The sequence below is a fragment of the Actinoplanes sp. NPDC051494 genome, from assembly GCF_044454705.1.
Taxonomy (GTDB): Bacteria; Actinomycetota; Actinomycetes; order Mycobacteriales; family Micromonosporaceae; genus Actinoplanes.
Map to the genome: position 1 here is coordinate 347,780 of NZ_JBITDZ010000002.1, position 23,230 is coordinate 371,009.

Annotated in this window: 19 protein-coding genes and 1 pseudogene; 12 read left to right on the forward strand and 8 right to left on the reverse strand. The window is 71.5% G+C overall.

Going from position 1 to position 23,230, the window contains the following annotated elements:
• Positions 1 to 794, reverse strand: a pseudogene (locus tag ACIA6A_RS08320) (hypothetical protein); the annotation flags it as partial.
• A 101-nt stretch (positions 795 to 895) separates the two neighbouring features.
• On the opposite strand from ACIA6A_RS08320, the gene ACIA6A_RS08325 reads away from it, so the two are divergent.
• The 5 genes from ACIA6A_RS08325 to ACIA6A_RS08345 are packed head-to-tail and all read left to right on the forward strand — an operon-like array spanning position 896 to position 6,550.
• Entirely contained in the window at positions 896 to 1,579 is a 684-nt protein-coding gene (locus ACIA6A_RS08325) for a TetR/AcrR family transcriptional regulator (RefSeq protein WP_396096794.1), read from the forward strand.
• Between the two features lie 9 nt (positions 1,580 to 1,588).
• Positions 1,589 to 2,221 (forward strand): TetR/AcrR family transcriptional regulator, encoded by a 633-nt coding sequence (locus ACIA6A_RS08330; protein ID WP_396096795.1) that lies wholly within the window; start codon positions 1,589 to 1,591, stop codon positions 2,219 to 2,221.
• 14 nt (positions 2,222 to 2,235) lie between these two features.
• Complete coding sequence (locus ACIA6A_RS08335; protein ID WP_396096796.1) at positions 2,236 to 3,741, forward strand: AMP-dependent synthetase/ligase; 1,506 nt, start codon at positions 2,236 to 2,238, stop codon at positions 3,739 to 3,741.
• A complete protein-coding gene (locus tag ACIA6A_RS08340) occupies positions 3,742 to 5,406 on the forward strand; it encodes an FAD-dependent oxidoreductase (protein ID WP_396096797.1) in 1,665 nt (554 codons plus the stop codon).
• A 16-nt stretch (positions 5,407 to 5,422) separates the two neighbouring features.
• Positions 5,423 to 6,550 carry a CaiB/BaiF CoA transferase family protein gene (locus ACIA6A_RS08345; protein WP_396096798.1) on the forward strand — a complete coding sequence of 376 codons (1,128 nt, stop codon included), beginning with the start codon at positions 5,423 to 5,425 and terminating at the stop codon, positions 6,548 to 6,550.
• 3 nt (positions 6,551 to 6,553) lie between these two features.
• Here the strand turns inward: ACIA6A_RS08345 and ACIA6A_RS08350 are convergent, their stop codons facing one another.
• Positions 6,554 to 6,748 carry a hypothetical protein gene (locus ACIA6A_RS08350; RefSeq protein ID WP_396096799.1) on the reverse strand — a complete coding sequence of 65 codons (195 nt, stop codon included), beginning with the start codon at positions 6,746 to 6,748 and terminating at the stop codon, positions 6,554 to 6,556.
• Positions 6,749 to 6,782: 34 nt separating this feature from the next.
• Here ACIA6A_RS08350 and ACIA6A_RS08355 point away from each other — a divergent pair, with 34 nt between their 5' ends.
• Both ACIA6A_RS08355 and ACIA6A_RS08360 read left to right on the forward strand, forming a co-directional pair.
• Positions 6,783 to 7,184 (forward strand): hypothetical protein, encoded by a 402-nt coding sequence (locus ACIA6A_RS08355; RefSeq protein WP_396096800.1) that lies wholly within the window; start codon positions 6,783 to 6,785, stop codon positions 7,182 to 7,184.
• 85 nt (positions 7,185 to 7,269) lie between these two features.
• Positions 7,270 to 7,887, forward strand: a complete 618-nt coding sequence (locus tag ACIA6A_RS08360) for a GNAT family N-acetyltransferase (protein WP_396096801.1) — start codon at positions 7,270 to 7,272, stop codon at positions 7,885 to 7,887.
• A 138-nt stretch (positions 7,888 to 8,025) separates the two neighbouring features.
• Here ACIA6A_RS08360 and ACIA6A_RS08365 read toward each other — a convergent pair whose 3' ends face one another.
• A complete protein-coding gene (locus ACIA6A_RS08365) occupies positions 8,026 to 9,615 on the reverse strand; it encodes a methyl-accepting chemotaxis protein (RefSeq protein WP_396096802.1) in 1,590 nt (529 codons plus the stop codon).
• A gap of 37 nt (positions 9,616 to 9,652) precedes the next feature.
• On the reverse strand, positions 9,653 to 10,747 hold the full coding sequence (gene chvE, locus ACIA6A_RS08370; RefSeq protein WP_396096803.1) for a multiple monosaccharide ABC transporter substrate-binding protein: 1,095 nt from the start codon (positions 10,745 to 10,747) through the stop codon (positions 9,653 to 9,655).
• Between the two features lie 159 nt (positions 10,748 to 10,906).
• On the opposite strand from chvE, the gene ACIA6A_RS08375 reads away from it, so the two are divergent.
• From ACIA6A_RS08375 to ACIA6A_RS08395, 5 genes are read left to right on the forward strand one after another with little or no spacing between them, the layout of a single operon-like run.
• Positions 10,907 to 12,343 carry a Y4yA family PLP-dependent enzyme gene (locus ACIA6A_RS08375; protein WP_396096804.1) on the forward strand — a complete coding sequence of 479 codons (1,437 nt, stop codon included), beginning with the start codon at positions 10,907 to 10,909 and terminating at the stop codon, positions 12,341 to 12,343.
• Positions 12,340 to 13,659, forward strand: coding sequence for a pyridoxal-phosphate dependent enzyme (locus tag ACIA6A_RS08380; RefSeq protein WP_396096805.1), 1,320 nt, complete (start codon positions 12,340 to 12,342; stop codon positions 13,657 to 13,659). Before ACIA6A_RS08375 ends, ACIA6A_RS08380 begins: the two co-directional genes overlap by 4 nt.
• Positions 13,652 to 14,854, forward strand: a complete 1,203-nt coding sequence (locus tag ACIA6A_RS08385; protein WP_396096806.1) for an aminotransferase class V-fold PLP-dependent enzyme — start codon at positions 13,652 to 13,654, stop codon at positions 14,852 to 14,854. Before ACIA6A_RS08380 ends, ACIA6A_RS08385 begins: the two co-directional genes overlap by 8 nt.
• 25 nt (positions 14,855 to 14,879) lie before the next feature.
• Positions 14,880 to 15,593 (forward strand): class I SAM-dependent methyltransferase, encoded by a 714-nt coding sequence (locus ACIA6A_RS08390; RefSeq protein ID WP_396096807.1) that lies wholly within the window; start codon positions 14,880 to 14,882, stop codon positions 15,591 to 15,593.
• Positions 15,594 to 15,619: 26 nt separating this feature from the next.
• On the forward strand, positions 15,620 to 15,949 hold the full coding sequence (locus tag ACIA6A_RS08395) for a hypothetical protein (protein ID WP_396096808.1): 330 nt from the start codon (positions 15,620 to 15,622) through the stop codon (positions 15,947 to 15,949).
• Positions 15,950 to 15,995: 46 nt separating this feature from the next.
• Here ACIA6A_RS08395 and ACIA6A_RS08400 read toward each other — a convergent pair whose 3' ends face one another.
• From ACIA6A_RS08400 to ACIA6A_RS08415, 4 genes are all read right to left on the reverse strand, one after another.
• Positions 15,996 to 17,891, reverse strand: coding sequence for a DUF6345 domain-containing protein (locus tag ACIA6A_RS08400; RefSeq protein ID WP_396096809.1), 1,896 nt, complete (start codon positions 17,889 to 17,891; stop codon positions 15,996 to 15,998).
• Positions 17,892 to 17,991: 100 nt separating this feature from the next.
• Positions 17,992 to 21,333: a helicase HerA domain-containing protein gene (locus ACIA6A_RS08405; RefSeq protein ID WP_396096810.1), complete on the reverse strand. Its 3,342-nt coding sequence runs from the start codon at positions 21,331 to 21,333 to the stop codon at positions 17,992 to 17,994.
• Complete coding sequence (locus tag ACIA6A_RS08410; RefSeq protein WP_396096811.1) at positions 21,330 to 22,088, reverse strand: hypothetical protein; 759 nt, start codon at positions 22,086 to 22,088, stop codon at positions 21,330 to 21,332. Before ACIA6A_RS08410 ends, ACIA6A_RS08405 begins: the two co-directional genes overlap by 4 nt.
• A complete protein-coding gene (locus ACIA6A_RS08415) occupies positions 22,081 to 23,115 on the reverse strand; it encodes an endonuclease domain-containing protein (RefSeq protein ID WP_396096812.1) in 1,035 nt (344 codons plus the stop codon). Before ACIA6A_RS08415 ends, ACIA6A_RS08410 begins: the two co-directional genes overlap by 8 nt.
• Between the last annotated feature and the right edge of the window lie 115 nt (positions 23,116 to 23,230).

Here is a 23,230-nt window from a genome sequence, read left to right on the forward strand (position 1 = left end):
TGGGCCGCCCCGGTCTGGGCCGCCCCGGTCTGGGCCGCCCCGGTCTGGGCCGCCCCGGTCTGGGCCGCCCCGGTCTGGGCCGCCCCGGTCTGGGCCCTCTCGGTCTGGGCGGTCTCGGTCTGGGCGGTCTCGGTCTGGGCCGCCCCGGGTTGGGGCGTCTCGGGTTGGGCGACGAGACCGCGCACGGCCTCGCGGAACTGGCCGGCCACCTCGGCGGAGCGGATGAGCTCGAGGGTCACGATGTCGAACAGCGTCCAGTCGACACCCTCGAACGGGATGGCCGAGTAGGTGAGTCTGCCGTGGAAACGTTCGCGGATGGCCGGCACGGCGGTGCGCAGGAAGCGGTCGAGCCGGGCCCGGGCCGCCCCGATCCGCTCGGCACGGCGGTCCGGCTCGCTGAACAGCCCGTCGAGGCGGTCGTCGAGGTGGGCGCCGTCGACGAAGCCCCGGACCATGAGGGTCAGCTCGGCGCCGGTGACCAGCACGACCTCGGCGCCCTGTGCGCGCAGCCGCTCGGCCCGGTCGGCGCAGTCCAGGAACAGGGTGAGGACCTGCTCGGGCTCCAGCTCGAGCGGGTAGGGCGAGAACCAGATCTCCAGCCCGAGCCCGGCCGCGGTGCGGGCGGCGAACTCGAGGCGCTCAGGGTCGCCGCCGACGATGTGGACGGCGTTGCAGTGCAGGTCGTCGCGGATGACGGCCAGCTCGCGGCGGACCAGGTCGGGGTCGAAGGGCTCCACCGAGTTGATGCCGTCGATGACGAATCCGGTGCTGTAGGCAATGCCTCTGGCTCGCATGGTGGTCGGTCCTCTCCTGGGTCGGGGCCGGATCCAACGTAGCAGATTATTGCGTGCACGCAATTTTGCGCCCACGCATATTTCGTGGCAGACTGACCGCCATGACCGAACCGCCGAGCTTGCGCGAGCGAAAGAAGCGCGCCACCCGCGAGGCCCTGCAGGCCGCGGCCCTGCGCCTCGCGCTGGAGCGTGGGCCCGGCAACGTCCGCGTCGAGGACATCGCCGAGGCGGCGGGCGTCTCGCCCCGCACCTACAACAACTACTTCTCGAGTCGCGAGCAGGCGATCGTCGCGGCGGTCACCGCGGACCGCGCGGCTCATGTCGTGGCGACCGTGGTCGCCCGCCCGGCCCGGGTCGGCCTCGGCGATGCCGTCATCGACGCGGTCGTGGGGCTCTATGCCGACGCCGACGAGCATCCCCACGGGGCGATGCTGATGATCGCGTCGAGCCCCGACCTGCGCGCCCGCTACGCCGACACGGTCACCTCCATCGAGGAGCCGCTGGCCGACGCGATCGTCGGCCGCTGTCCCGGCGCCGACCCGATGACGGCCGAGGTGCTCGCCGCCGCTGTCGGGGCGGCGGCCAAGGTGGCACTGCGGCAATGGCTGCGCTCCACCGGGGCGATGCCGTCGATGCCCGGCTTCGTCGTCCCGTCCGGGTCCCTGCCGGAGCTGGTCCGCGACGCCCTGCTGCCGCTCGCGCCCGCGCTCGATGCGCTGCGGCCGCCCGCGCTCGCCGCGCTGCCGCCGCCCGCGCCCGACGAGGCTGTAACACGCGATGGGTAAGGTCACCCGGTGAGCGTGGAGGCGGTGGGTGGGCGCCGGCGGCTGGAGCCGGACGTGCGGCGGGAGCAGATCCTGCACTGTGCCGTGCGGTTGTTCGGGGACCGGCCGTATCCGGACGTCTCCACCACGGACATCGCCCGCGAGGCCGGTGTGGCACGGGGCCTGATCAACCACTATTTCGGCACCAAGAAAGATCTCTACCTGGAGGTCATCCGGGTGCTGGTGACCATTCCCGAGGTCGCGGTGCAGCAGCTGCCGCACGGTGACCTGCACACCCGGGTCGACGCGAGTGTCATCTGGTTCCTCGACGTGGTGTCCCGGCACAGCACGTCGTGGCTCGCCGCGATCGGCGCCGGTGGGGTGGGCCGCGACGCCGATGTGGACCGGGTGCTGGCCGAGGCCGAGGATGTCGCGGCCGACAGTGTGCTGGTCGCCGTCGGGCTCGCCGGGCACACCGCTCATCGTGAGGAGCTGCGGGGGATGGTGCGGTCCTATGTCGCGCTGGCCCGGGCGACCGCGCGGGAGTGGCTGCAGCGTGGGGTGCTGACCCGGGCGCAGGTGCACCTTCTGCTGGTGACGACATTGCTGGCGATCGTGGAACAGGTCTTCCCGGAGGCTATTGGCAACCTGCCAACAGGTTGATAACGTTCCGCAGCATGACAGCCACCCCCGGTGGCGAAGCCACCACTCTCTGCGCTGCGTTCCAGGCCACCGTGGCCCGGATCCCCGATGCCGTCGCCCTGCGCACCGTCGGCGGGGACACCACCATCACCTGGTCCGGGTATGCGGCCCGCGCCGCCCAGATCGCCGTCCGGCTCCGCGCCCTCGGGGTCGGCCGCGGTGACACCATCGCCCTGCTGCTCACCAACCGTCCCGAGTTCCACCTCGTCGACACCGCCGCCCAGCACCTCGGCGCGGTCCCGTTCTCGCTGTACCACAGCTCCTCGCCGGAACAGATCGGTCACCTGCTCGACGTCTCCGGCGCCCGTACCGTGGTCACCGAACGCCGCCTCGCCCCGCTGCTGCATGGCCGCCGCCTCGAGAACCTGATCATGGTGGAGGACGGCCTGGCGCAAGACGGGCCGGACGCCGAGTTGCCCCGGGTGGACATCCAGCCCGGTGACCTGCTCACGCTCGTCTACACGTCGGGCACCACCGGGGCGCCCAAACGCGTGGAGATCACCCACGCGAACATGGTCGCGATGTGCCGGTCCAGCGCGCCCGCGCTCGGCATGCGTTCCGGCGACCGGCTGATCTCGTTCCTGCCCTCCGCTCACATCGCCGACCGCTGGGCCAACCACTACCTGCACACCTGGGCCGGCACCGAGGTCACCACGCTCGCCGACCCGCGCGAGATCGTCACCGCGCTGCGCGACGTACGGCCCACATTGTTCGGCGGGGTTCCCCAGGTCTGGCGCCGGATCGCCGCCGGCCTGGCCACGCTGCCCCCGGACACCAGACTCGCCGCGCTGGGACTCGACCAGGTCCGCGTCGCCATCACGTCCGCCGCCCCGGCCCCGGCCGCCATGGTGGAGTTTCTCAGCTCTGCCGGCGTACCCATCAGTGAGGGTTGGGGTATGTCGGAGGTTTCCGGTCTTGCCACCCTGAATCCGCCCGGCGCGGTCCGGCCCGGGACGGTCGGGCTGCCGCTGCCCGGTGTCGAGACCCGCCTCGCGGACGACGGCGAACTCCTCGTCCGCGGTCCGATGGTGACCGGCGGCCACCTCGACGCCGACGGCTGGCTGCCCACCGGGGACATCGCGACCAGCGACGACGACGGCTACCTGACCATCGTCGACCGCAAGAAGGAACTGATCATCACCGCGGGTGGGGAGAACATCGCCCCCGCGCCCGTCGAGATGGCCATCCGGACCCACTGCCCGGCGGTCGCGCACGTGATCGTCGCCGGGGACGCCCGCCCCTACCTGGTCGCGCTGCTGGTGCTCGACCCCGAGGTCCCCACCGACCAGGACGCCGTCCGGGCCGGCATCGACGCCGCCAACCGCACCCTGTCCCGCCCCGAACAGATCAGAGCGTTCGAGGTCGTCGACGACGTGTGGCAGCCCGGCGGAGACCTGGTCACCCCGACGATGAAGGTCAGACGACGACCGGCACTGCGCGCGTACGAAAAACACATCGACGCGCTCTACACAGGACACTGAATGCCCAGCGTCGCGATCATCGGAGCCGGCTTCGGCGGGGTGGCGGTCGCCGCGGCCCTGTACCGAGCCGGCCACCGTGACCTGCTCCTGCTCGAACGCGCGGACCGCATCGGCGGGGTGTGGCGCGACAACACGTACCCGGGCTGCGCCTGCGACGTGCCCGCGCCGCTGTACTCGTACTCGTTCGCCCCGAATCCCGGCTGGACACGCCGCTTCCCACCGCACGCCGAGATCCTCGAATACCTGCACCGCTGCATCGACGAGGCCGGGCTCACCGGCGCCGTCCGTCTCGCCACCGACGTCACCGCGGCCACCTGGGACGGAACCCGGTGGCGCCTCACCGTCGCCGGCGGCCCCGAGATCCACGCCGACGTGCTCGTCCCCGCGGTCGGCCAGCTGACCCGCCCCGCGATCCCCGGCCTGCCCGGCGCCGCCCGCTTCACCGGAACCGCCCTGCACACCGCCCGCTGGGACGCGGCCCTGTCCGTCACCGGCCGCCGGGTCGCGGTCATCGGCACCGGCGCGAGCGCCGTCCAGCTCGTCCCCGCGATCGCCGGCCGGGCCGAGCGGGTCACCGTCTTCCAGCGCACCCCACCCTGGACCCTGCCCAAACCCGACCGCAGGTACGGCACCGCGCGCCGCTCGCTGTACCGCCGTTTCCCCACCCTGATGCGACCCGCCCGGGCCGGGACCTGGGCCATGACCGTCTTCACCGGCACGGCGGTGCTCGGCAACCGTTTCACCGGCGCCGTCCTGCGGGCCGTCTCGCGGGCTCAACGCCGATGGCAGATCCGCGATCCCGCCCTGCGCGCCCGGGTCACCCCCACCGACCCGATGGGCTGCCGGCGGGTGCTGTTCACCAGCACCTGGCTGCCCGCGCTCACCCGCCCGGACGTCGATCTGGTCACCGCCCCGATCCAGGAGATCACCGGGACCGGCGTCCGCACCACCGACGGGCAGCACCACGAATGCGACATCCTCGTCTACGGCACCGGCTTCACCGCGACAGAATTCCTGACGTCGCTGACCGTCACCGGCCGCGACGGTGTGACGCTGGCCGGCGCCTGGCGCGAGGGCGCCCACGCCTACCTCGGCATGACGGTGCCGGGCTTCCCGAACATGTTCCTGGTCTACGGCCCGAACACGAACACCGGCAACACCTCGGTCGTCTACTTTCACGAATCCCAGGCCCGCTACATAGTCCAGGCCGTCGACCATCTGCAATCGACAACACATCCCCTCGAGGTACGGCCGGAAGTGGCCCGTTCCTACGACAACGCCCTCCAGAAGCGTCTCGCCACCAGCGTCTGGACCGCTTGCCGAAGCTGGTACCGCAACCAGGCGGGCCGAGTGGTCACCAACTGGCCCGGCCCCGCCTCCGAATACCGCCGCCGGACCGCCCACCTCGACCCCACCGACTTCCACCCCGTCACCCCGGTCACGCCCGCGCCCAGGCCCGCTGTCTCGCCCGGCCCCGCTGTCTCGCCCAGGCCCGCTGTCTCGCCCAGGCCCGCTGTCTCGCCCAGGCCCGCTGTCCCGCGCGGGCCCGCGCCCGTCGCCCCGCCCGCGCCCGTCGCCCCGCCCGCGTCCGGGTCCGCCGGCTCGCCTGTGGCCGGGCCTGCCGTGCCGTGGCCCGCCGACTCCCGTTCTGCCGACCTTCGCTGAGGGCTGAGGACCTGCCATGGGACCGTTGCACGGACTCACCGTCGTCGAGCTCGCTGGGATCGGGCCGGCCCCGTTCGCCGCCATGCTGCTCGCCGACCTCGGGGCCGACGTCATCCGCGTCGACCGTCCCGGCCCGCCGGCCGCTGGTCGCCCGGCCGGCCCGCCGCCGACCGCTGGTCGCTCGGCCGGGCCACCGCCGGCCGCCGATCGCCCGGCCGGTCCGGCGCCGCAGCCGGCCCGCCGGCCCGGACCGCCGTCGCCATTGGCCATCGATCCTCGGCATGACCTGCTAAATCGTGGCAAGCGCACCATCGCTGCTGACCTGAAGACACCCGCCGGCCGGGAGATCGTTCTCGGCCTCGCCGGGAATGCCGACGTCCTGATCGAGGGATTCCGGCCCGGGGTCGCCGAACGTCTGGGTGTCGGCCCGGCCGATGTCCATGCCCGCAACCCGAGGCTGGTCTACGGCCGGATGACCGGCTGGGGTCAGGACGGTCCCCGCTCCGCGACCGCCGGCCATGACATCACCTATCTCGCCGTCAGTGGCGCCCTGCACACCATCGGCCGGGCCGGCGGGCCACCCCAGGTGCCGGTCAACCTGCTCGGCGACTTCGCCGGCGGCTCTCTCTATCTGGTGGTCGGCCTGCTCGCCGCGCTGCGCGACCCGGATCGCACCGGCCGGGTCGTCGACGCGGCCATCGTCGACGGCGCGGCCCATCTCACCACCATGTTGTACGGCCTGAGTGCCGCCGGAGCCTGGCAAGATGAGCGAGGACTCAACTTACTCGACACCGGGGCCCCGTTCTACGACGTCTACGAGGCCTCGGACGGCGGCTACCTCGCGGTCGGCGCCCTGGAGCCTCAGTTCTACGCCGAGTTCGTGCGCCTGCTCGGTGTGGACGGTGAACTGCCCACCCAGTACGACCGTGCGGGCTGGCCGGTGCTGCGGGAACGCTTCGCCACGGCGTTCCGCTCCCGGACCCGCGACGAGTGGGCCGCGGTGTTCGAAGCGTCCGACGCCTGTGTCGCCCCGGTGCTGTCGCGCTCGGAGGCCGTCGTCGACGCGCACCTGGCGTACCGGAAGACCTTTGGCAAGCGTGACGGGATCACCCAGCCGGCGCCGGCGCCGCGGTTCGGTCGATAGCGATCAGACGACGGGGACCCCGTGCGGTTGGAGCAGCGTGCGGTCGCCGTCGGCGCCGTGGCTCAGGGCGGCGGCGACGTCCTCGTGCGGGGTCCCCAGCCGGGGTGCGCTGACCTCGTCCAGCCGTCGGTAGTGCTCGTCGCTGAGTTCCAGGCGGAGGGATTTCAGGTATTCCTCCAGGCTCTCGAACGGAGCCATCTACCGGTACTTCACCAGCAAGGACGAGATCGTCGTGGCCGTCTGCGAGCAGGGGACCGAGGCTCTGCCGGGAGCGCTCACCGCCGAGGCGGTAGCCGGCTTCCTCGAGCATGTGCGCAGGTCGGCACGCGACACCGACCATGCCCGGCTGGTCGCCCAGATCTACGCCGAGGCGGCGGTGTCGCCGCAGCTGGCGGTCGTCGTGCGGCAGCAGCTCGCCGCCAAGCGGGCCGCGGTCGCCGAGCTGGTGCCCGAACGGCGTCAGGACGCCGCACAAATCGCCGAGGTGTTCGTGGCCCTCTGCGCCAGTTACAGCCAGCAACTGGCGATCCGGGGTGATCTGGAACCCGCTCCATTTGTCGCTGCCCTGATGGCGATCATCGAGAAACAAAGAGTGATCCGTCGTTTTGTTGCTGGTGTGGGCGGCATGCCGTAGCACGCGTCGCCGCGATCTGTGCCGGTGTCACGTGGCATGACGACCGAGACGGTCCGGGCTTGCGGGTCCTGCGCGACCCTGCCGGGTGCCCCTTCTGCCTGCGCGGTCGATCGCCGCGGGGGTGGTCTTGATCGCGGCCGGGACTGCTGGTTGGCTGGCCGGCATGATGGAGCTCGGACCCGTTGTCTGGCCACCCGAACCGATCCGCACCGAGCGGCTCGTGCTGCGGGAATCCGCGGCCCGGGACCGGCCCGCGTTCATCGAGCTGCTGGTGTCGCCTGAGGTGAACACGTACCTCGGCGGACCTCAGCCGCGGGCCGCGACCGAGCGCGAGATGCCCGCGACGCCCGAGCGGTGGCCCGGGAGCTTCGTCGTCGAGCTCGACGGGGCGATGATCGGCCAGGTCCTGCTCCGGAGGGTGCCGCAGGACCGTCGCCCGGCCGCGGCCGGCAAGGCTGACCTCGGTTACCTGTTCCTGCCCGGGGCGTGGGGATCCGGGTACGCCGCCGAGGCGTGCGCCGCGGTCCTCGACTGGTTCGACGACGCCCTGCCCGGTGAGCCGGTCGTGCTCTTCACCCGGTCCGACAACATCGCCTCGATGCGCCTCGCGGCGAAACTGGGCTTCACCGAGGTGGAGCGGTTCCATGCCTGGGGCGCAGAGCAGTGGCTCGGGCAGCGTTCCCCGGCCATGCCCGCCACCTGACGCCGGGGGCCTGCTCGGGGTGGCGGGTCCACCGGTCGCCAGAACAGGCACGTCAGCTGACTCGTCAGGGCAAACGGGCTGACAGGGACAGCACGAGGCCGGTGCCGCCATCGATGGGGGCACCGGCTTCGTGGTGGATCAGTAGCGGAAGTGGCTGACCAGCGTCTGCAGGTTGTGGGCCATCGTGCTCAGCTCGCCCACCGCCTGCTTGGACTGGGCGATGCCCTCCGTGCTCACCTGCGTGGCGGTGGCCAGGCCGGTGATGTTGGTGGCGATGTCGCCGGCACCCGCCGCGGCCAGGGCGACGCTGCGGCTCATCTCCTCGGTGGTGGCCGTCTGCTCCTCGACCGCCGAGGCGATGGTGGCCTGGTAGTCGTTGATGTGGGCGATGACCGAGGTGATCTCGCCGATCGCGGTGACCGCGCCGGCCGTGTCGGACTGGATGGCCTGGACCCGGCGGGAGATGTCCTCGGTGGCCCGGGCGGTCTCCTGGGCGAGGTCCTTGACCTCGGAGGCGACCACCGCGAAGCCCTTGCCGGCGTCGCCGGCCCGGGCCGCCTCGATGGTGGCGTTGAGGGCGAGCAGGTTGGTCTGCTCGGCGATCGCGGTGATCACCTTGATCACCGTGGCGATCTCGGTGGAGGACTCACCGAGCTTGCCGACCTGGGCGGTGGTGGCCTCCGCGACCTCGACCGCCTGCCCGGCGACCCGGGCCGCCTCGGTGGCGTTGTGGGCGATGTCGCGGATGGAGGCGCCCATCTCCTCGGTGCCCTTGGCGACCAGGGACACGTTCTCGGAGACGCCGGCCGCGGCCTGGGACACGCCGTGGGCCTGGGTGGCGGCCTGGGCCGCCGAGTCGTTCATGGTGCTGGACGTCGAGGACATCTCCTCGGCGGCCGCGGCGACCGCCTGGGCGGAGCCGGCCACCGACGACACGATGCGGCGCATGTTGGCCTGGGCCTCGTCGAGGGCGTGGGCCATCTGGCCGACCTCGTCGCGGGCTTGGACGCCGGAGTCGACGGTCAGGTCACCGTCGGCCATGGCGCGCAGGGCGATCTGGACCCGCTGCAGCGGCCGGGTGATCGACTTGACCACGAAGTAGGCCAGGACGACGACCACGACCGCGGCCAGGGCGACGGTGAGCCAGAGGATCTGCTCGGCCCGGGCCCGGCTGTCCTCGGCGGCCCGCTGGGCGTTGGTGACGGTGTCCGCGAACAGCCCGCGCTCGTTGGTGAGCACGGAGCTGATCAGGTAGTTGTCGACACCGATCTGCTCCCACGAGAGGCGGGCGCTGGCCGGGTCGGCGGCCGCGCCGGCCACGTACCGGGTCAGCGTGGCCGAGTAGTCGGCGGTCACGGTCTTGATCCGCTCGACCGCCGCGTCCAGGCCACCGGGCAGGGTCACCGCGTCGAGCTTGGTGATCAGGTCGCCGGTGACGGCGACCTGGTCCTTGAGCAGGGCGACCTGCGCGCCGGGGTCGCTGCGGATCGCCGCTTCCAGCCCGTTGACCTTGAGCTCGCTGGCCTCGCGGTCCAGCTGCAGCACCAGGGCGCTGGCGGCGTTCAGGTTCACCAGCTCGTCGGCCGTACGCTCCGCGGTCCGGTTGTTGACGACGGTGACCGTGAGGCAGGTGGCCAGCGCTGCGACACTCGCCGCGACGAGCGCGCTCAGTTTGGTGCGTACGGAAAGGTCGTTGAAGCGCTGTACGGCGCCGCGTCGGGTGCTCATGCGTGTCACTCCTGTTCTGCGTCGATGACCCGTGAACTCAGCCGTTGATCTGGTCTGCGGTGTAGTAACCACCGTCGACCAGCACGCGCTCGTAGTTGGACTTGTCCACGTTCACCGGCTGCAGCAGGAACGTCGGCACCACTTCGACGCCGTTGTCGTACTGCTTGGTGTCGTTGACCTCGGGCTTGCCCCCGGTCAGCAGCGAGTTGGTCATCTGGACGGCGACCTTCGCCAGCTCCCGGGTGTCCTTGTAAACCGTCTCACTCTGCTCACCCGACACGATGAGTTTCACGGAATCGAGCTCGGCGTCCTGCCCGGTGATGACCGGCAGGGCCTTGGAGCCGCCGTAGCCGGCTTCCTTGAGCGCCTCGATGATGCCGCGGCTGATGCCGTCGTACGGCGAAAGCACCGCGTCGACCCGCTTGCCGGTGTAGGTGGAGCTGAGCAGGCTCGCCATCCGGGCCTTGGCGATCTTGCCGTCCCAGCGCTGGGTGGCGACCTTGGCGAACGCGGTCTCACCGCTGGCGACCTCGAGCTTGCCCGCGCTGATGTACGGCTGCAGCACACTCATCGCGCCGTTGAAGAAGAACGTGGCGTTGTTGTCATCGGCTGATCCGGCGAACAGCTCGAGCGTGAACGGGCCCTTGCCCTTCTTGAGGCCCAGGTCGTCGACGATCGAGGTGGCCTGCAGCACGCCGACCTTGTAGTTGTCGAACGTCGCGTAGTAGCTCAGGTCCGGGGTGTCCCGGATCAGGCGGTCGTACGAGATGATCGGGATCTTCTTGGCGGCGGCCTTGGCCAGCACGTCCTTGAGCGCGGAGCCGTCGATCGCGCCGATCACGAGGGCCTTGTCGCCCTCGGCGATCATTTGTTCGAGCTGGCTGATCTGCTTGTTGACGTCGTCCTCGGCGTACTGCAGGTCGGTCCGGTAGCCGAGCAGCTCGAACTGGCGCTGCATGCTCTCGCCGTCGCCGACCCATCGGGCGGACGTGGTGGTGGGCAGCGCGATCCCGATCTCGCCGCGTTGCGGGGAGCTGACGGTGGTCATCGCGGCGGTGCTCCCACAACCGGAGGCGGTGGTGAGGACGAGGACCGCGGCGAGGGACCACCGCATCGGCTTCGGCACGGGCATGCGTTCCTCCAAGGAACTTGTCGGGGAGCCCTCTCATCGGTCGCGGGAAACCCGGGTTGAGAGATCTGCGAACCACATGCCCACATGCGCAAAATTGCATAGGGTAGCCGTCCGGTGACGCATCGATTACCTTGAGGGTCCGCCCACCGGGGGAGATTGATGGCGCCGCGTCTTGAACCGCGCGTGGAAGGTGAGCTGCGAGCGGTATTGCGGCAGCGCGCGTTGCTCCACCAGCTCGTCGCCGCGCTCGGATCCCCTCTCAACCTGGTCCTGCCGGCGCAGGTCACCCGCAATGTTCAGACCTTTCGCGCGGTCTACCGCGAGCACCACCTCGACGGTCAGATCTACTACGCGCACAAGGCCAACCGCTCCAGCGCCCTCGTCCGCGCGCTCGCCGCCGGTGACGCCGGCATCGACGTCGGCTCGCTCGGCGAGCTGCAGCACGCCCTCGGCGCCGGCTTCACCCCGGACCGGATCATGGCCACCGGGCCCAAGACCCGCGACTTCCTCTGGCTGGCCGCCCGTACCGGCGTCACGGTCAACGCCGACTCGGTGGCCGAGCTGAGCACGCTGGCCGAGCTTGTCGTCAGGCACGGTCTTGCCCGGGTACGGGTCATGGCGCGGCTGTCCGGGTTCACCTCCACCGGCACCAACGTGCTGACCCGCCCGAGCCGCTTCGGCACCGGGGCCGGCGACCTGCGCCCGTTGTGGGAGGTGCTGGAGAAGCACCGCGACGAGCTCGACTTGCACGGCGTGGCCTATCACCTCGACAGCCAGAGCCTGCCGGAGAAGGCCGTCGCGCTCGAGGGCTGCCTGCACGCCATGGACGAGGCCCATCAGCGCGGACTGCGCCCTCGGGCGATCGACATCGGCGGTGGGTTCGGCGTCGACTACCTCGCCGACCCGGCCCGGTGGCAGGACTGGACCACCGAGCTGACCGCCGCGGTCCTCGGCCGGCGGCCCCCGATGACCTGGAACGGCTACGGGTACGGCCTGCGCAACGAGGGCGGCACGATCCGGGGCTCGCTCGGCGCCTATCCGGGCCACCGTCCGCGCGCCGGCGCCGCGTACCTCGACCGGCTCCTCGCCACCGGGGCCCCGTCGCTGGGCCAGGACCTGGGCACCCTGCTGCTCGACACCATGTACGACCTGTACATCGAGCCCGGCCGCGCCCTGCTCGACCAGTGCGGCGCGGTCCTGGTCTCCGTCGTCGAGGTACGCACCGGGGGCACCGGCGACACGCTCGTGAGCCTCGCCTGCAACGCCAGGGACGTCAGCATCGAGGACCACGGCGTCCTGATGGATCCGGTACTGCTGAGGGAACCTCACCACCGGTCCGTACCGGTGGAGGTCTTCCTGCTCGGGAATTTGTGCCTGGAATCGGACCTGATCACCCGCCGCAAGGTGACGCTGCCCGCTCTGCCGCGCCCCGGCGACGTGCTCGCGTTCGCCAACACCGCCGGTTACTGCATGGATTTCAGCGCCGGCAACGCGCTGATGCAACCGCCCGCCCGCACCGTCGCCGTGCGCGACACCCCGGACGGCTGGCAATGGTGCCTGGACGACCGGTACTGGCCCGTGGAGGAAGCAGCTTGAGGTACGACAGCGTCACCGACATCATCGGCGACACGCCGCTGGTCCGCATCGACGAGGCTGTGCACGGCCTGCGCAACATCGATCTCTACGCGAAGATGGAGCTGTTCAACCCGTTCGGTTCGGTCAAGGACCGGGCCGCCTGGCACATGGTCCGCCCCGGGCTGCGCGCCGCCGCCGAGCGCGGTGACACCGTCGTCGAGCTCTCCAGCGGCAACACCGCCAAGGCCCTCGCGGTGATCGCCGGCATGCACGGGCTGTCGTTCCGCAGCGTCACCAACCGGATGAAGGTCCCCGAGATCAAGGACCTGCTACTGCTGCTCGGCGCCGAGATCGACGAGCTGCCCGGGCAGGCCGAGTGCCTCGATCCCACCGACACCGAGGACCCGCTGACCCGGATGTACGCGACGCTGGCCACCTCGGACGCCGGGTACCTGCACACCGACCAGTACTTCAACGAGCTCAACGCCGAGGCGCACGCCCGGGGCACCGGCCCCGAGATCGTCGCCGACCTGGACGGCCGGGCCCCGGACTACTTCATCGCCTGCGTCGGCACCGCCGGCTCCTCCACCGGCGTCGCCCGCGTGCTGCGCGAGCACAACCCGGAGGTCACCGTCGTCGGTCTGGTCGCCGCGAAATCGGACTTCATCCCCGGCATCCGCACCATCGACGAGGTCCACGAGGTCGGCCTGTTCGACCCCGGCGTCTACGACACCGTCGAGACGGTCAGCGCGGACGAGGCGATCGACGGCCTGCTGACCCTGGTACGCCGGTGCGGCACGCTCGCCGGCCCCACCGGCGGCGGCGCGTACCAGGGGGCCGTGCGGTACCTGCGCGGTGTCGACGCGACGCTCACCGAGCGCCGGACCGCGGTCTTCATCGTCTGCGACCGGGTCGAGAGCTACCTGAGCTACCTGCGGGAACGCCGCCCCGAGCTGTTCCGCCAGCCGTCGCGGCAGCACTCGGTGCACACCCTGACCGGCGCGGAGCTCGCGGCCACCCGGACCATCGGGGTGCCCGAGGCCCAGCGGTGGATCACCGAGCAGCAGACCCTCGTCGTCGACCTGCGCGGACCGTTCGCCTACCGCTCCCTGCACATCGACCGGTCGATCAACATCGTCGACGAGCTGTTCGCCGAGCTCGTGCACGGCGGCCTCCCGTTCGGCCGCCGCCAGCCGGTGCTGCTGGTCTGCCCGGTGGGGGAGAAATCGGCCCGCTACGCCGCGCTGCTCACCCGGATGGGCCACCCCGACGTGCGCTCGCTGGACGGCGGGATCATCGCCTGGCGCGATGCCGGTGCCGAGCTGGTCCGTGACTGAGGTGGCGCCCTTCCCCGACGAGCTGCGGGACTGGGCCGCCGGCCTGCGCGAACAGTTCCCGATCATCACCGCGAACCCGGGGTCGGCGTACCTGGACAGCGCCGCCACCGCGCAGAAGCCCCGGGCTGTGCTCGACGCGGCGACGCGGTATCTCACCGGCGAGAACGCCAACGCCGGGCGCGGCACGTACACCTGGGCCAACCGCACCACCGCGCGCATCGATCAGGCCCGCGACCGGGTCCGTGGGTTCCTCGCCGATCCGGACCCGGCCCGCTCCGGCGTCGACTTCGTCAGCGGTACCACCGAGGGGCTGCGGGCCGTCGCCCTCGACTGGCTCCCCGGGTGGCTGCGCGACGGCGACGAGATCATCGTCCCGTACGCGGACCACAGCGCGAACCTCGTGCCCTGGCTGGACGCCGTGGCGGTCCTGGCCCGGCAGGGCGTGCGCGTCACCGTGCATGCGCTGCCGTACGACGCCGCCCACGACTACGACTACGCCCGCCTCGCCACGCTGATCACCTCCCGCACCCGCTTCATCGCCGCGACCCACGTGCACCACGTGTACGGCGGCGACATGAACGTGCACCGGATGCGGGCGGCGGCCGGCCCGGACGTGGTGATCTGCCTGGATGCCGCCCAGGGCGCCGGGCATCTGCCGCTGTCGGTGACCGAGCTCGACGTCGACTTCGTGGTGTTCTCCGGCCACAAGGCGATGGCGCTGCCCGGCACCGGCGTGGTGTGGTCCCGCAACCGGCGCGGCCCCCGGTTCGCGCCGGGCGGGTGGAGCGGCACCCCGAACACCGCCGGCATCGTCAGCCTGGTGGCCGCCCTCGACTGGCTGGACGCGGCCGGTACGGACCGGATCGCGCGCTGGACGGTGGCCCTGGCGGCGCGGCTCACCGACGGGCTGCGCGGGCTCGACCCGTACGAGATGCTGGGTTGTCAGACCTCGCTGGCCGCCGACTCCCCGGTGCAGCAGCGACACGGGATCGTGACGCTGCGCCATCGGGACATCGGCTCCAACGATCTGGGGTTCATCCTCGCGGGCGAGGGCCTGATGGTCCGTTCCGACGACCATTGCCAGAGCCCACAGGGCGAGCGGACCACCTCGGTACGGGTCAGCCTGCACGTCTACAACACCGTCGACGAGGTCGACCGGTTGCTGGCGGTTCTCACGGGTCTCAGCTCTTACTGAAAACGACTTCCGTTACAGTGATGCCATGCCGTCCATGGTCCCGCTCCTGCAGCATGAACGACTCACCCACTGGCGCCGTTGCTGGGACGAGATGATGAACGGCTTCATGCCCGGCATGCGGGAGTTCGAGCACGCCGTGGCGTCGGCGGCGGGCACGCCGGCCCGGGTCCTCGACATCGGCGGTGGCCCCGGCGTCTTCGCCGGACGGTTGAGCACCCGCTGGCCGTCGGCCACCGTCGACCTGCTCGACCTCGACCCGGTCCTGCTGGCGCTCGCCGAGGCCGGCACCGGCGGCGCGGTCACCGTCCACGAAGCGGACCTCGGCGCGCCCACCTGGCCCGCCGCCGTCGCCCACCGGGCGCCGTTCGACCTGATCACGGTCGTCATGACCCTGCACTACCTGCCGGCGCGCCGGGCCGCCGCGCTGTACGCCGAGGCCCGCTCGCTGCTGCGCCCCGGCGGCACCCTGGTCGTCGCCGACCTGATGCCCACCGGCGAGCTGCCGTCGATGGCCACCGCGGCCGAGGCCGTGCTGGCCTGGGAACGCTGGTGGGACGAGGTCGGCGCGGCCCTGCCACCCCTGATGCGCCGCCGCCGCGCGGTGTTCGCGACCCGCCCGGCGGCCGACTTCACCCCCGACGAGACCTGGCACCTCGGGGCCGCCCGGGCCGCCGGCTTCGACCACGCGGAGCTCACCTGGCGCCGCGGAGCCCACGCCGCCGTCACCGCCACCGCCTGACCTGCCACGTCGTACAGTGGTCCATCATGGAACCGGGTCCGGGTGCTCTCGTCGTCGAGGTGGGGATCAGGCAGGCATGGTTGTTCCTGACGCTGTGCGACACCGCGACCGCCGGCGAGACGCGGCTCTTGCTGGACACCGGCTGGACCCTGGGCCCGGACCGCTTCGACCTCGACGCCGACGACCTGGAGGCCGGGCTCGTGCTGCTCTGCCGGCTGCTGAACCGCACCCTGGAGAACACACGGGAGCGCGAGGACGGCGGCCTCGTGCTGGACTTCGGTGCGCACGGCCGCCTGGAGATCAGCGGTGCCGGCGCCGCCTCGACCACCCATGACGTGTGGTGGCTGAGCCGCTGAGGGGCGGACGTCTCGCGACGCCCGCCCCGTACCCTCGGATGATTGTCTAGACCACGCCGGACAGCGACCACATCTGGTGCGACGAGGACGGCAGGATGTCCGGGCCGACCGGGCCCTGGCCCCAGAAGTAGTCACCGATATTGGTCACGCCGTCCGAGCGGACCAGGCCCATCGAGCGGAAACGGACCCCGGCCGGCTCCCGGTCGACGGCCATCGCGGCCCAGGCGTTGCGCACGGTGTAGGCCGGGCGGACCTCCCACCAGAGGAACTTCCTCGGGAAGAGGTACGAGGCGAACGTCCCGCCCGTGCCCCCGCCCGAGCAGTACGCGTTCGTGTCGAAGCCGTTGAGGATGTGCAGCCCCTGGAACGCCTGGTGCCAGCGGCCGAAGTAGTCGTGCTGGCCGTTGGTGTCCCGAAGCACCTGGCACGACTCGAGCTGCAGCCACTCCAGGTCGCGGTTGCCCCAGCGGGCGTCCGACGGCGTGATCCACTTGTCGTCGCTGTTCGTCTTGAACGTGAAGCCGCTCGGCGAGCCGTGCCCGGTGTACCAGGTGGCGTCCACGTCGTCCACGTACGAGCTGTCCTGCCCACCCCGCGACGGGTCCTTGAAGTCCCGCTCCCACGCCGACGCGCCCCGGAAGTCGAACTGGGTACCGACACCGTGGTCGGCCATGACGGTGCGGAAGCCGTTCGCGCTGGCCTGGGCGCACTTCCACTCGTCGATGGTCTGCTCGACCCCGACATCGGTCCTGTCGACCGTCAGCGCGCCGAAGCCGCCCCCGCCGGGCTGCAGCTCCGCGGCCGCCTCGGTGTCACCGGGCAGATCCACGGACGCGGTGGCGGTCAGCCCGTTCGCGTCGGTGACCTCCACGGTCAGCCGCTCCTCGGAGACCTCCCGGTCCCGCGGCTCCCGCCGGTACTCCACCGATTCCCCGGCCGCGGACCCGAGCACGGTGCTCGACGACGACCAGCTGTACGAGTACGGTGCGGTGCCGCCCTCGACCGACACCGACGCGCTGATCGACGCGTCGTTGCGGACCGCGCCGAGCTTGCCGGCCGGCGCGGAACCCTCGACCGCGGGCACGAGCCGGTGCGCCTGGGCCCCGTCGGCCGGGTTGCAGGTGTACTGCGGCAGGATCGCCGCCACGCCGCCCTTGCCGCTCGCGCCGTCGGCGGCCAGCTCGGGGAACTGGTAGCCGAGCGTCGGGGCCTGCTGGCGGACCTCGGGCCCGTACAGCGCGGCGCAGGCCTCGTACGCGGCCTTCTCGCCGATGACCTCGACCTCGCCGGACTTCTCCACCGTGCGCAGCGCGTGCGCGAGCTGGGTGACCGCGCCGTCGGGTCCGACGGTCAGGCGCAGCTTGGCGCCCTGCCCGGTCACCGGCAGCCCGGCCAGGTCGAACCGGTAGCTGACCACCGTGTCCAGCGGGAACACCTGCACCGGGGCGTCGCCGGCGTGCGTGGCGGCCCGGGCCCCGGTCAGGGTCAGCTCGGTGTGGCTGACCTCGGGCACCGCGGTGAGGCCGGGGGAGAGCCGCGACTGCTCGACCAGCTTCGCGCCCAGCTCCAGTGCCGTCTCGTCGCTCACCGGCCGGATCCGCTCCAGCGCCTCCCGGTCGATCCGCTGGGCCTGGACCGGCCGGCCGGACTCGTCCTTGACCGTCCGGCCCCGCACCGCGGTCAGCGGCACCTGCGCGTTGGCGACCGGGTCGACGAAGCTGAAGTACCCGTTGGCCTCGAGCGCGTTGGGCGTGCCGAACGTGCGGGCCAGCTCGGCGCCCTCGTCGCCGGTCAGTCCCTCCTGCACCACCGCGAAGACGGGCACGGTCGTGACGTCCTCGGCGGCGAGCGCCGGCGCGGCGAGGCCGGCCAGCGCGGGTGCGGCGAGCAGTCCGGCGGCGCCCGCGACGATGCGGTGCCGGGCCGGTGAGTCGGTGAACATCTGATCCCCCCGTTGTCGATCCGGGACGACGGCCGATCCGTGTCCCGCACCCCTCCAGAGCCCCTCGCGGGGGATCAAATACATCTTTTTTCCGGATCTTTCAGTCGGCTCGTGCCCGCTCCAGGACCTCCTCCGTGGTCAACGGGCTCCGCGGATGATGGCTCAGGCACAGCGGTGTCCGCACCTTCGCGAACGGATGACCCTCCAGCGCGAGGTAGAACTCACCCGTACGCAGCTGCGAGATCCCCGGCACGTCACCACCCTTGGCCCGGGCCATCTCGCGCGCCGCCTCGATCTGCACCGGCGCGTTCATCAGCCCGTAGCTCTGCGTCGCCGCGTTACCCGGGATCTGGTTGTGCAGCCCCTTCGGCGACTGGGTGGCGAAGATCAGGCCGAGGCCGTACTTGCGGGCCTGCGACGCCAGCGACAGCGTGCTCCGGGTGCACGCGGTCATCGCCCCCGACGGGGCCAGCGTCTGCGCCTCGTCCATCACGAAGAGCCCACCCAGCGGCCGGTCACCGGCGGGATTCTTCTTCACCCATGCGAACAACGCCATCTGCAGCTGATTGACGAAACTCTGGCGCTGATCGTCGCCGTGCAGACCGATCAGGCTGAGGACCGAGACGCGGGCCCGTTTTCCCGTACGCGGCGTGAGCAGTTCCCCGGGGTCGACGGCCTCGCCGATGCCGCCGAAGAGCGGGTCGATCACGGTCGCGGCGGTCAGCGCCTGCCCCAGCTCGGCGGCCACCTTGGCCGCGGCCCCGTCCTCGAAACTGGTCGCCGCCTCCGGCAGATCGTCGAGCATGCCGATGAAGCCCCGCAGCGTGGTCTCCCGGTTACGCCGGGCATAGTGGACCAGCGCCTCCTTCAGGATCGCCCGCCCTCGCTCGGCCTTGCTCGTCCGCCCGTCCACCTTGGCCCGGGGCGCGAGCGTGGCCAGCGCCGACTCGATCGCCGCCTCGAACTCGTCCGGGTCGCCGATCAGCTCACGGAACGCCGGCAGCGGCTGAAAACTGATCGGCCGCCCCGAGGCCCGCCGCGGCGTATAAACGACGACATCGGTGTTCTCGAGATAGTCCGCCGCCTTCGCCGCGTCCCCCGGCCCCCACCCGGCCGGCGGTTCCGGCCACGCTTCCCCGAGCCGGGCCAGGTCGTTGTTCGGATCCAGGACGATCGCGGAGACCCCCTGCAGCGCGCACTCCTCGATCACCCGGCGCAGCAGCACGGTCTTCCCCGACCCGGACCCGGCAAAAATCGCCACATGCTTACGAAGGGCCTCCAGCCCGGCCACCACCGGCTCGCCGGTGTCACAGGAAACCCCGAGCGAGAACCCAGGCCCAGCGGGTACGGCCGCCGCGCCCCCGAACGCCGCGCCCCCACCCGCCGTGCCCGCAGACGTCGCCCCCTCGGACGTCGTGACGCTCGGTTTTGTGCCGCCGGACGTCGCTGCATCGTCCTTCGTGACTGCGGGCCTGGTGACGCCGGACGCCGTGGCCTCGGGGGTCGTGACGCCGGGCGCCGGCACGGAGGCCCGCCCAGAGGCCCGGCCGGTCGGTACCGCGGCCGGGCCCGTACGCATCCCATCGGCCGGGCCCGCAGCCATTCCGGTGGCCGGCCCGGTGGCGAGCCCGGCGGTGGCGTCCGCCAGTGCCTCCCGCAGGAACGCCACCCGCCGGGTGGGCTGCCGCGACACCAGCCATGCGGCAAGATCAGCCGGCGCCTTGGCCAGCAGATCCCGAAGCGCCCACAGCACCCGCAGGTCATCGTCCCCGACCTCCAGCCGCCGCCCCCCGGCAGCCTCGAACGCCGCAGCCGCCTCCTTGTTCTTGGGCGTCGGCGGCAAGGGCGTGTTGCGCAGCAGGAAGAGCCGCCGGTCGGGCACCCCGCCGGCGAGCCCGGCCTCGGTGCACGCGCTGCGGACCCGGTTGAGCACGGCGGTCGCCTGATACGCCGGCGAGATCCCCCGGAACGCCCAGTGCGCCTCCTGCTCGGTCTCGTCGTCGATGGTCCGCCGCAACCGCGCGTGCAGGGCCGGCTTCGTACTCGGTGGCGGATCCTGTTCGAACGTGACCCCGGCGTCGCCCTGCTCGGTGATCCAGGCCTGCAACCCCGCGGCGAGCAGACCGGGCAGTTCGGTGTCCTCGGTGTCCCGGGCCAGCGCACCCCCGATCGCCGCCGCGGCCATCAGCCCTCGAAATCGCTCATCCAACGCGTCGAGGTTGCCCACCGCGGCAATCGTCGGCACCAGGGAGACCTGACCGGCGTCCGGGAGGCGCAGGTCGGTCAGCTCCCGCACCGTTCCGTCCTGGACGCACGAGGCGATGTGCGCGGCGACGGTCCTCAGCAGCTCCCGCGGCATGAAGTCCATGGCCTCGTCGAAAGCGTCCTCGTGGATCGGCCAGGTGGCGTACGGCGGGGTGAACGACATCGCCCGGAAGTGTGGTTCCAGGCGCTTGGCGACAAGAGCCTGACCGACCCCGGGGCTGGGGATCCGCCCGAGGTTCTGCCGGGCCACGAAGCGGTCCTGCACCGAGGCGAGGGCATGGGTACGGATGACCTCCCACGTGGAGTGCTGGGCGGCGACCACGGTGAGCGTCCGGTGGGTCTTCTCGCGCAGGTCCATGAGGCCGGTGGCGATGTGGTCGAGCAGGACCGATCCGTGCTCGTCGGCGCCGTGGACCGGCTTCGCCAGGGGTGCGAGGAGACCGTCGATCTGGTCGACCGCGATGACCGACGGGCCGGTGAGTGCCATCAGCCAGGAAAGTTCGCTGACCACCAGCTCCGCCGGGTAGGCCCGCCGGGGCAGCGCCCATGGACCGCGTTCACCCGGCTCGCATTCCTCGTCGGAGAGCAGGAAGTTGTTGCCGACCTCGCGGGCACGGTAGTCACCGGCGTTGTACAACGCCACCGCGCGTGCCGTGTGCCGGCACGCGCTCGCGACGGCGGGGTCGTACTCGTGCAGGGCCCTCATCAGGGCTTCGAGGTCGTCCCGGGTGAGCGGCGCGTCGCCGATGATGGCCTGCCGGGCCTCGAACGGCACCCCGGTCAGCAGCGTGAGCCGGCGCAGGAACACCCGGAGCTGGGTCTCGTACCCTTCCACCCGGCGGGTCAGCCCGTCGAGCATGGCGTGGGCGACGGTGTTCCAGAACGGCGTGCCGTCCATCAGCCCGGCGAGGAAGAAGTAGCCGTCCTGGCGTTGCACCTGCTCGCGGACCCAGCCGAGCAGGTGTGTCTTGCCCGAGCCCCGCTGCCCCTGGACCACCAGCCCGACCGGGCTGCCGGAGGTGCTCTCCCGCGCGTCGCCGATCGCCTCGAGGACGGCGTTCGCGACGTCGCGGTGCAGCGTGTCGACGTGGAATTCCGACCGGTGCCAGACGTCGTCGCGGGTCGGTGCGAAATTGATCCGGAGACCGGTGAGCGCCTTGATGCCGGTATCGCTCATCGCGACTCGATCGCCAGCAGGTGCTGCTCCCGGGCGCCGATCGTGACCGCGGCCGCCCGGTCGCGGTCGCTCAGCGCCTTCTGGTTGGTCTCCTCCTCGATACGCACGCCGGGCATCCGGGCCATCAGCCGCAGCACGCCGTCCAGGTCGGCGCTCGGCACCTCACCGAGATGGTCCCGGAGCGTGGCGAGGCCGATCCAGGCGCCCGCGGGGTCGGCGAGCTTGCGGTAGGCGCGCCGGATCCGTACCGCGATCTCGTCGGCGGGGATCGTCGCCGCCGCGCCGGGCTGACCAGAACCGGGCTGACCAGAACCGGGCTGACCAGAACCGGGCTGACCAGAACCGGGCTGGCCGGTAGGGGGCTCGTCGGCAACGGGAACGGGTTCGACGGCGGTGGGCCGATCGCCGTACACGTTGACCAGGTCGAGTCCGGTCCGGTCGAGGTAACGGCCCAGTCCGTGCAGCACCGCGTACAGCGCCTGCCCGGCCGATCCCGCCCCCGTGGGCACGACGCCGCCGAACTCCTCCCGGCACCAGTCCCGGCCCTGAGCGGTGATGGTGAAGAAGTAGGCGCCACGCTCGCCCTTGCGGGATTCGATCAACTTGGCGTCGTCCAATTTGAGCCTGCCCGCGCCGGTCAGTTTCAGGCCGGGGGCGAATCGTTCCCCGATCTGCGGGTTCGACAATTCCACGTTCTCGGCCATCAGGATCAGCAGTAATGCGCGTTCCGGCAGAGAGAGCTTGACGTCAGACATGAGGGGACCTTTCGTTGTGCCCGGCCCGGCGGCCGACAAGGAGTTGTCGAATTTGTGACAGCACCAGATCGCAATGCTGGGTGACCTGGTCATTGGTGAATCGCAGCACCGCGTATCCGTGAAGTTGCAGCAGGACGTCGCGTTGCCGGTCGCCGGCGAACTGATCCGCCTGGCGGTGCTCCGGGCCGTCGATCTCGACGACGCAGCGTTCGGCGCGCCAGAGCAGGTCGAGGCGGACCGGGCTGGTCAGCGGGTGCACCTGGTGCGGCTGGTTCCACTCCCGGCCGGCGGCCCAGTCCGCGGTCCGCAGCGCCGCCTCCAGCAGCTGCTCGGCCCTGCTCGCCGGGTGGGGGTGTCCCGCGATCGCGGGGTACCGGACACTGCCGGCCGGTAACGGCTCCGCGGGCGGCAGAGTGGCGGCGGCGGGCAGGGACAACGGGACGCGTTCGACGGTGTCGGTAGCGTGCAGGGGTGCCCCGGTGAACCAGGCTCCGAAGGCCCCGGCATCGCAGAACCATTGGGCGGCGGCCACCAACGCCTGTTCAGACACGGGCGGCAGGGCGTCGGGCACCCGTACGAGAAGGGCGGTGCGGGGTCGGTCGAAGCTGGCGGCGATGATCCTGGCCAGACCGGTCGCGCGGGTCTCGTCGCTGAGCCGGCTCCCCGGCCGGGTCCGGTGGGTGACGGCCCGCTCGGCGAGGTCGGCCAGGAAGGGCCCGTAGTGACCGTGCCGCTCGGCCGTGCGCAGCGCCATCGATCGTGCCGCGGTGACGCCCGCGCCGGCCGGGCCGTCGAGATGCCGGGCCTGCGGCAGCCAGACCGGGAACAGCTCGCGCGCGCTGCGGTCCAGCAGCGCCAGCAACGACGCGATGATCGGGGCCGGTCCCCGCTCGCCGGCCGCCGCATAGACGATGATCGCCGGCGCGCCGGGCGGTAACGTTTCGATCGACAATGCCAAGATCGCCGCACCCGGTCCTTCGATGCTGATGGGCCGGTCCAGAGGAAGATCTTTCCAGGCTTGCGCCACCAAAAATCCTCACGCCACCAAAAAATCCGCACGCCACGAAATATCCCTCACACGTCATGGGTGAGTCGATTTTGCGGCGGGCCTATCCGGAACGCAAGGATGATTCCGGTGCCCG

Bases quoted from the DNA above. Each gene is read 5' to 3' on its own strand.
- ACIA6A_RS08325 (WP_396096794.1), top strand. From the start codon at position 896: ATGACCGAACCGCCGAGCTTGCGCGAGCGAAAGAAGCGCGCCACCCGC.
- ACIA6A_RS08335 (WP_396096796.1), top strand. From the start codon at position 2,236: ATGACAGCCACCCCCGGTGGCGAAGCCACCACTCTCTGCGCTGCGTTC.
- ACIA6A_RS08340 (WP_396096797.1), top strand. From the start codon at position 3,742: ATGCCCAGCGTCGCGATCATCGGAGCCGGCTTCGGCGGGGTGGCGGTC.
- ACIA6A_RS08345 (WP_396096798.1), top strand. From the start codon at position 5,423: ATGGGACCGTTGCACGGACTCACCGTCGTCGAGCTCGCTGGGATCGGG.
- ACIA6A_RS08350 (WP_396096799.1), bottom strand. From the start codon at position 6,748: ATGGCTCCGTTCGAGAGCCTGGAGGAATACCTGAAATCCCTCCGCCTG.
- ACIA6A_RS08365 (WP_396096802.1), bottom strand. From the start codon at position 9,615: ATGAGCACCCGACGCGGCGCCGTACAGCGCTTCAACGACCTTTCCGTA.
- chvE (WP_396096803.1), bottom strand. From the start codon at position 10,747: ATGCCCGTGCCGAAGCCGATGCGGTGGTCCCTCGCCGCGGTCCTCGTC.
- ACIA6A_RS08375 (WP_396096804.1), top strand. From the start codon at position 10,907: ATGGCGCCGCGTCTTGAACCGCGCGTGGAAGGTGAGCTGCGAGCGGTA.
- ACIA6A_RS08390 (WP_396096807.1), top strand. From the start codon at position 14,880: ATGCCGTCCATGGTCCCGCTCCTGCAGCATGAACGACTCACCCACTGG.
- ACIA6A_RS08395 (WP_396096808.1), top strand. From the start codon at position 15,620: ATGGAACCGGGTCCGGGTGCTCTCGTCGTCGAGGTGGGGATCAGGCAG.
- ACIA6A_RS08400 (WP_396096809.1), bottom strand. From the start codon at position 17,891: ATGTTCACCGACTCACCGGCCCGGCACCGCATCGTCGCGGGCGCCGCC.
- ACIA6A_RS08405 (WP_396096810.1), bottom strand. From the start codon at position 21,333: ATGAGCGATACCGGCATCAAGGCGCTCACCGGTCTCCGGATCAATTTC.
- ACIA6A_RS08410 (WP_396096811.1), bottom strand. From the start codon at position 22,088: ATGTCTGACGTCAAGCTCTCTCTGCCGGAACGCGCATTACTGCTGATC.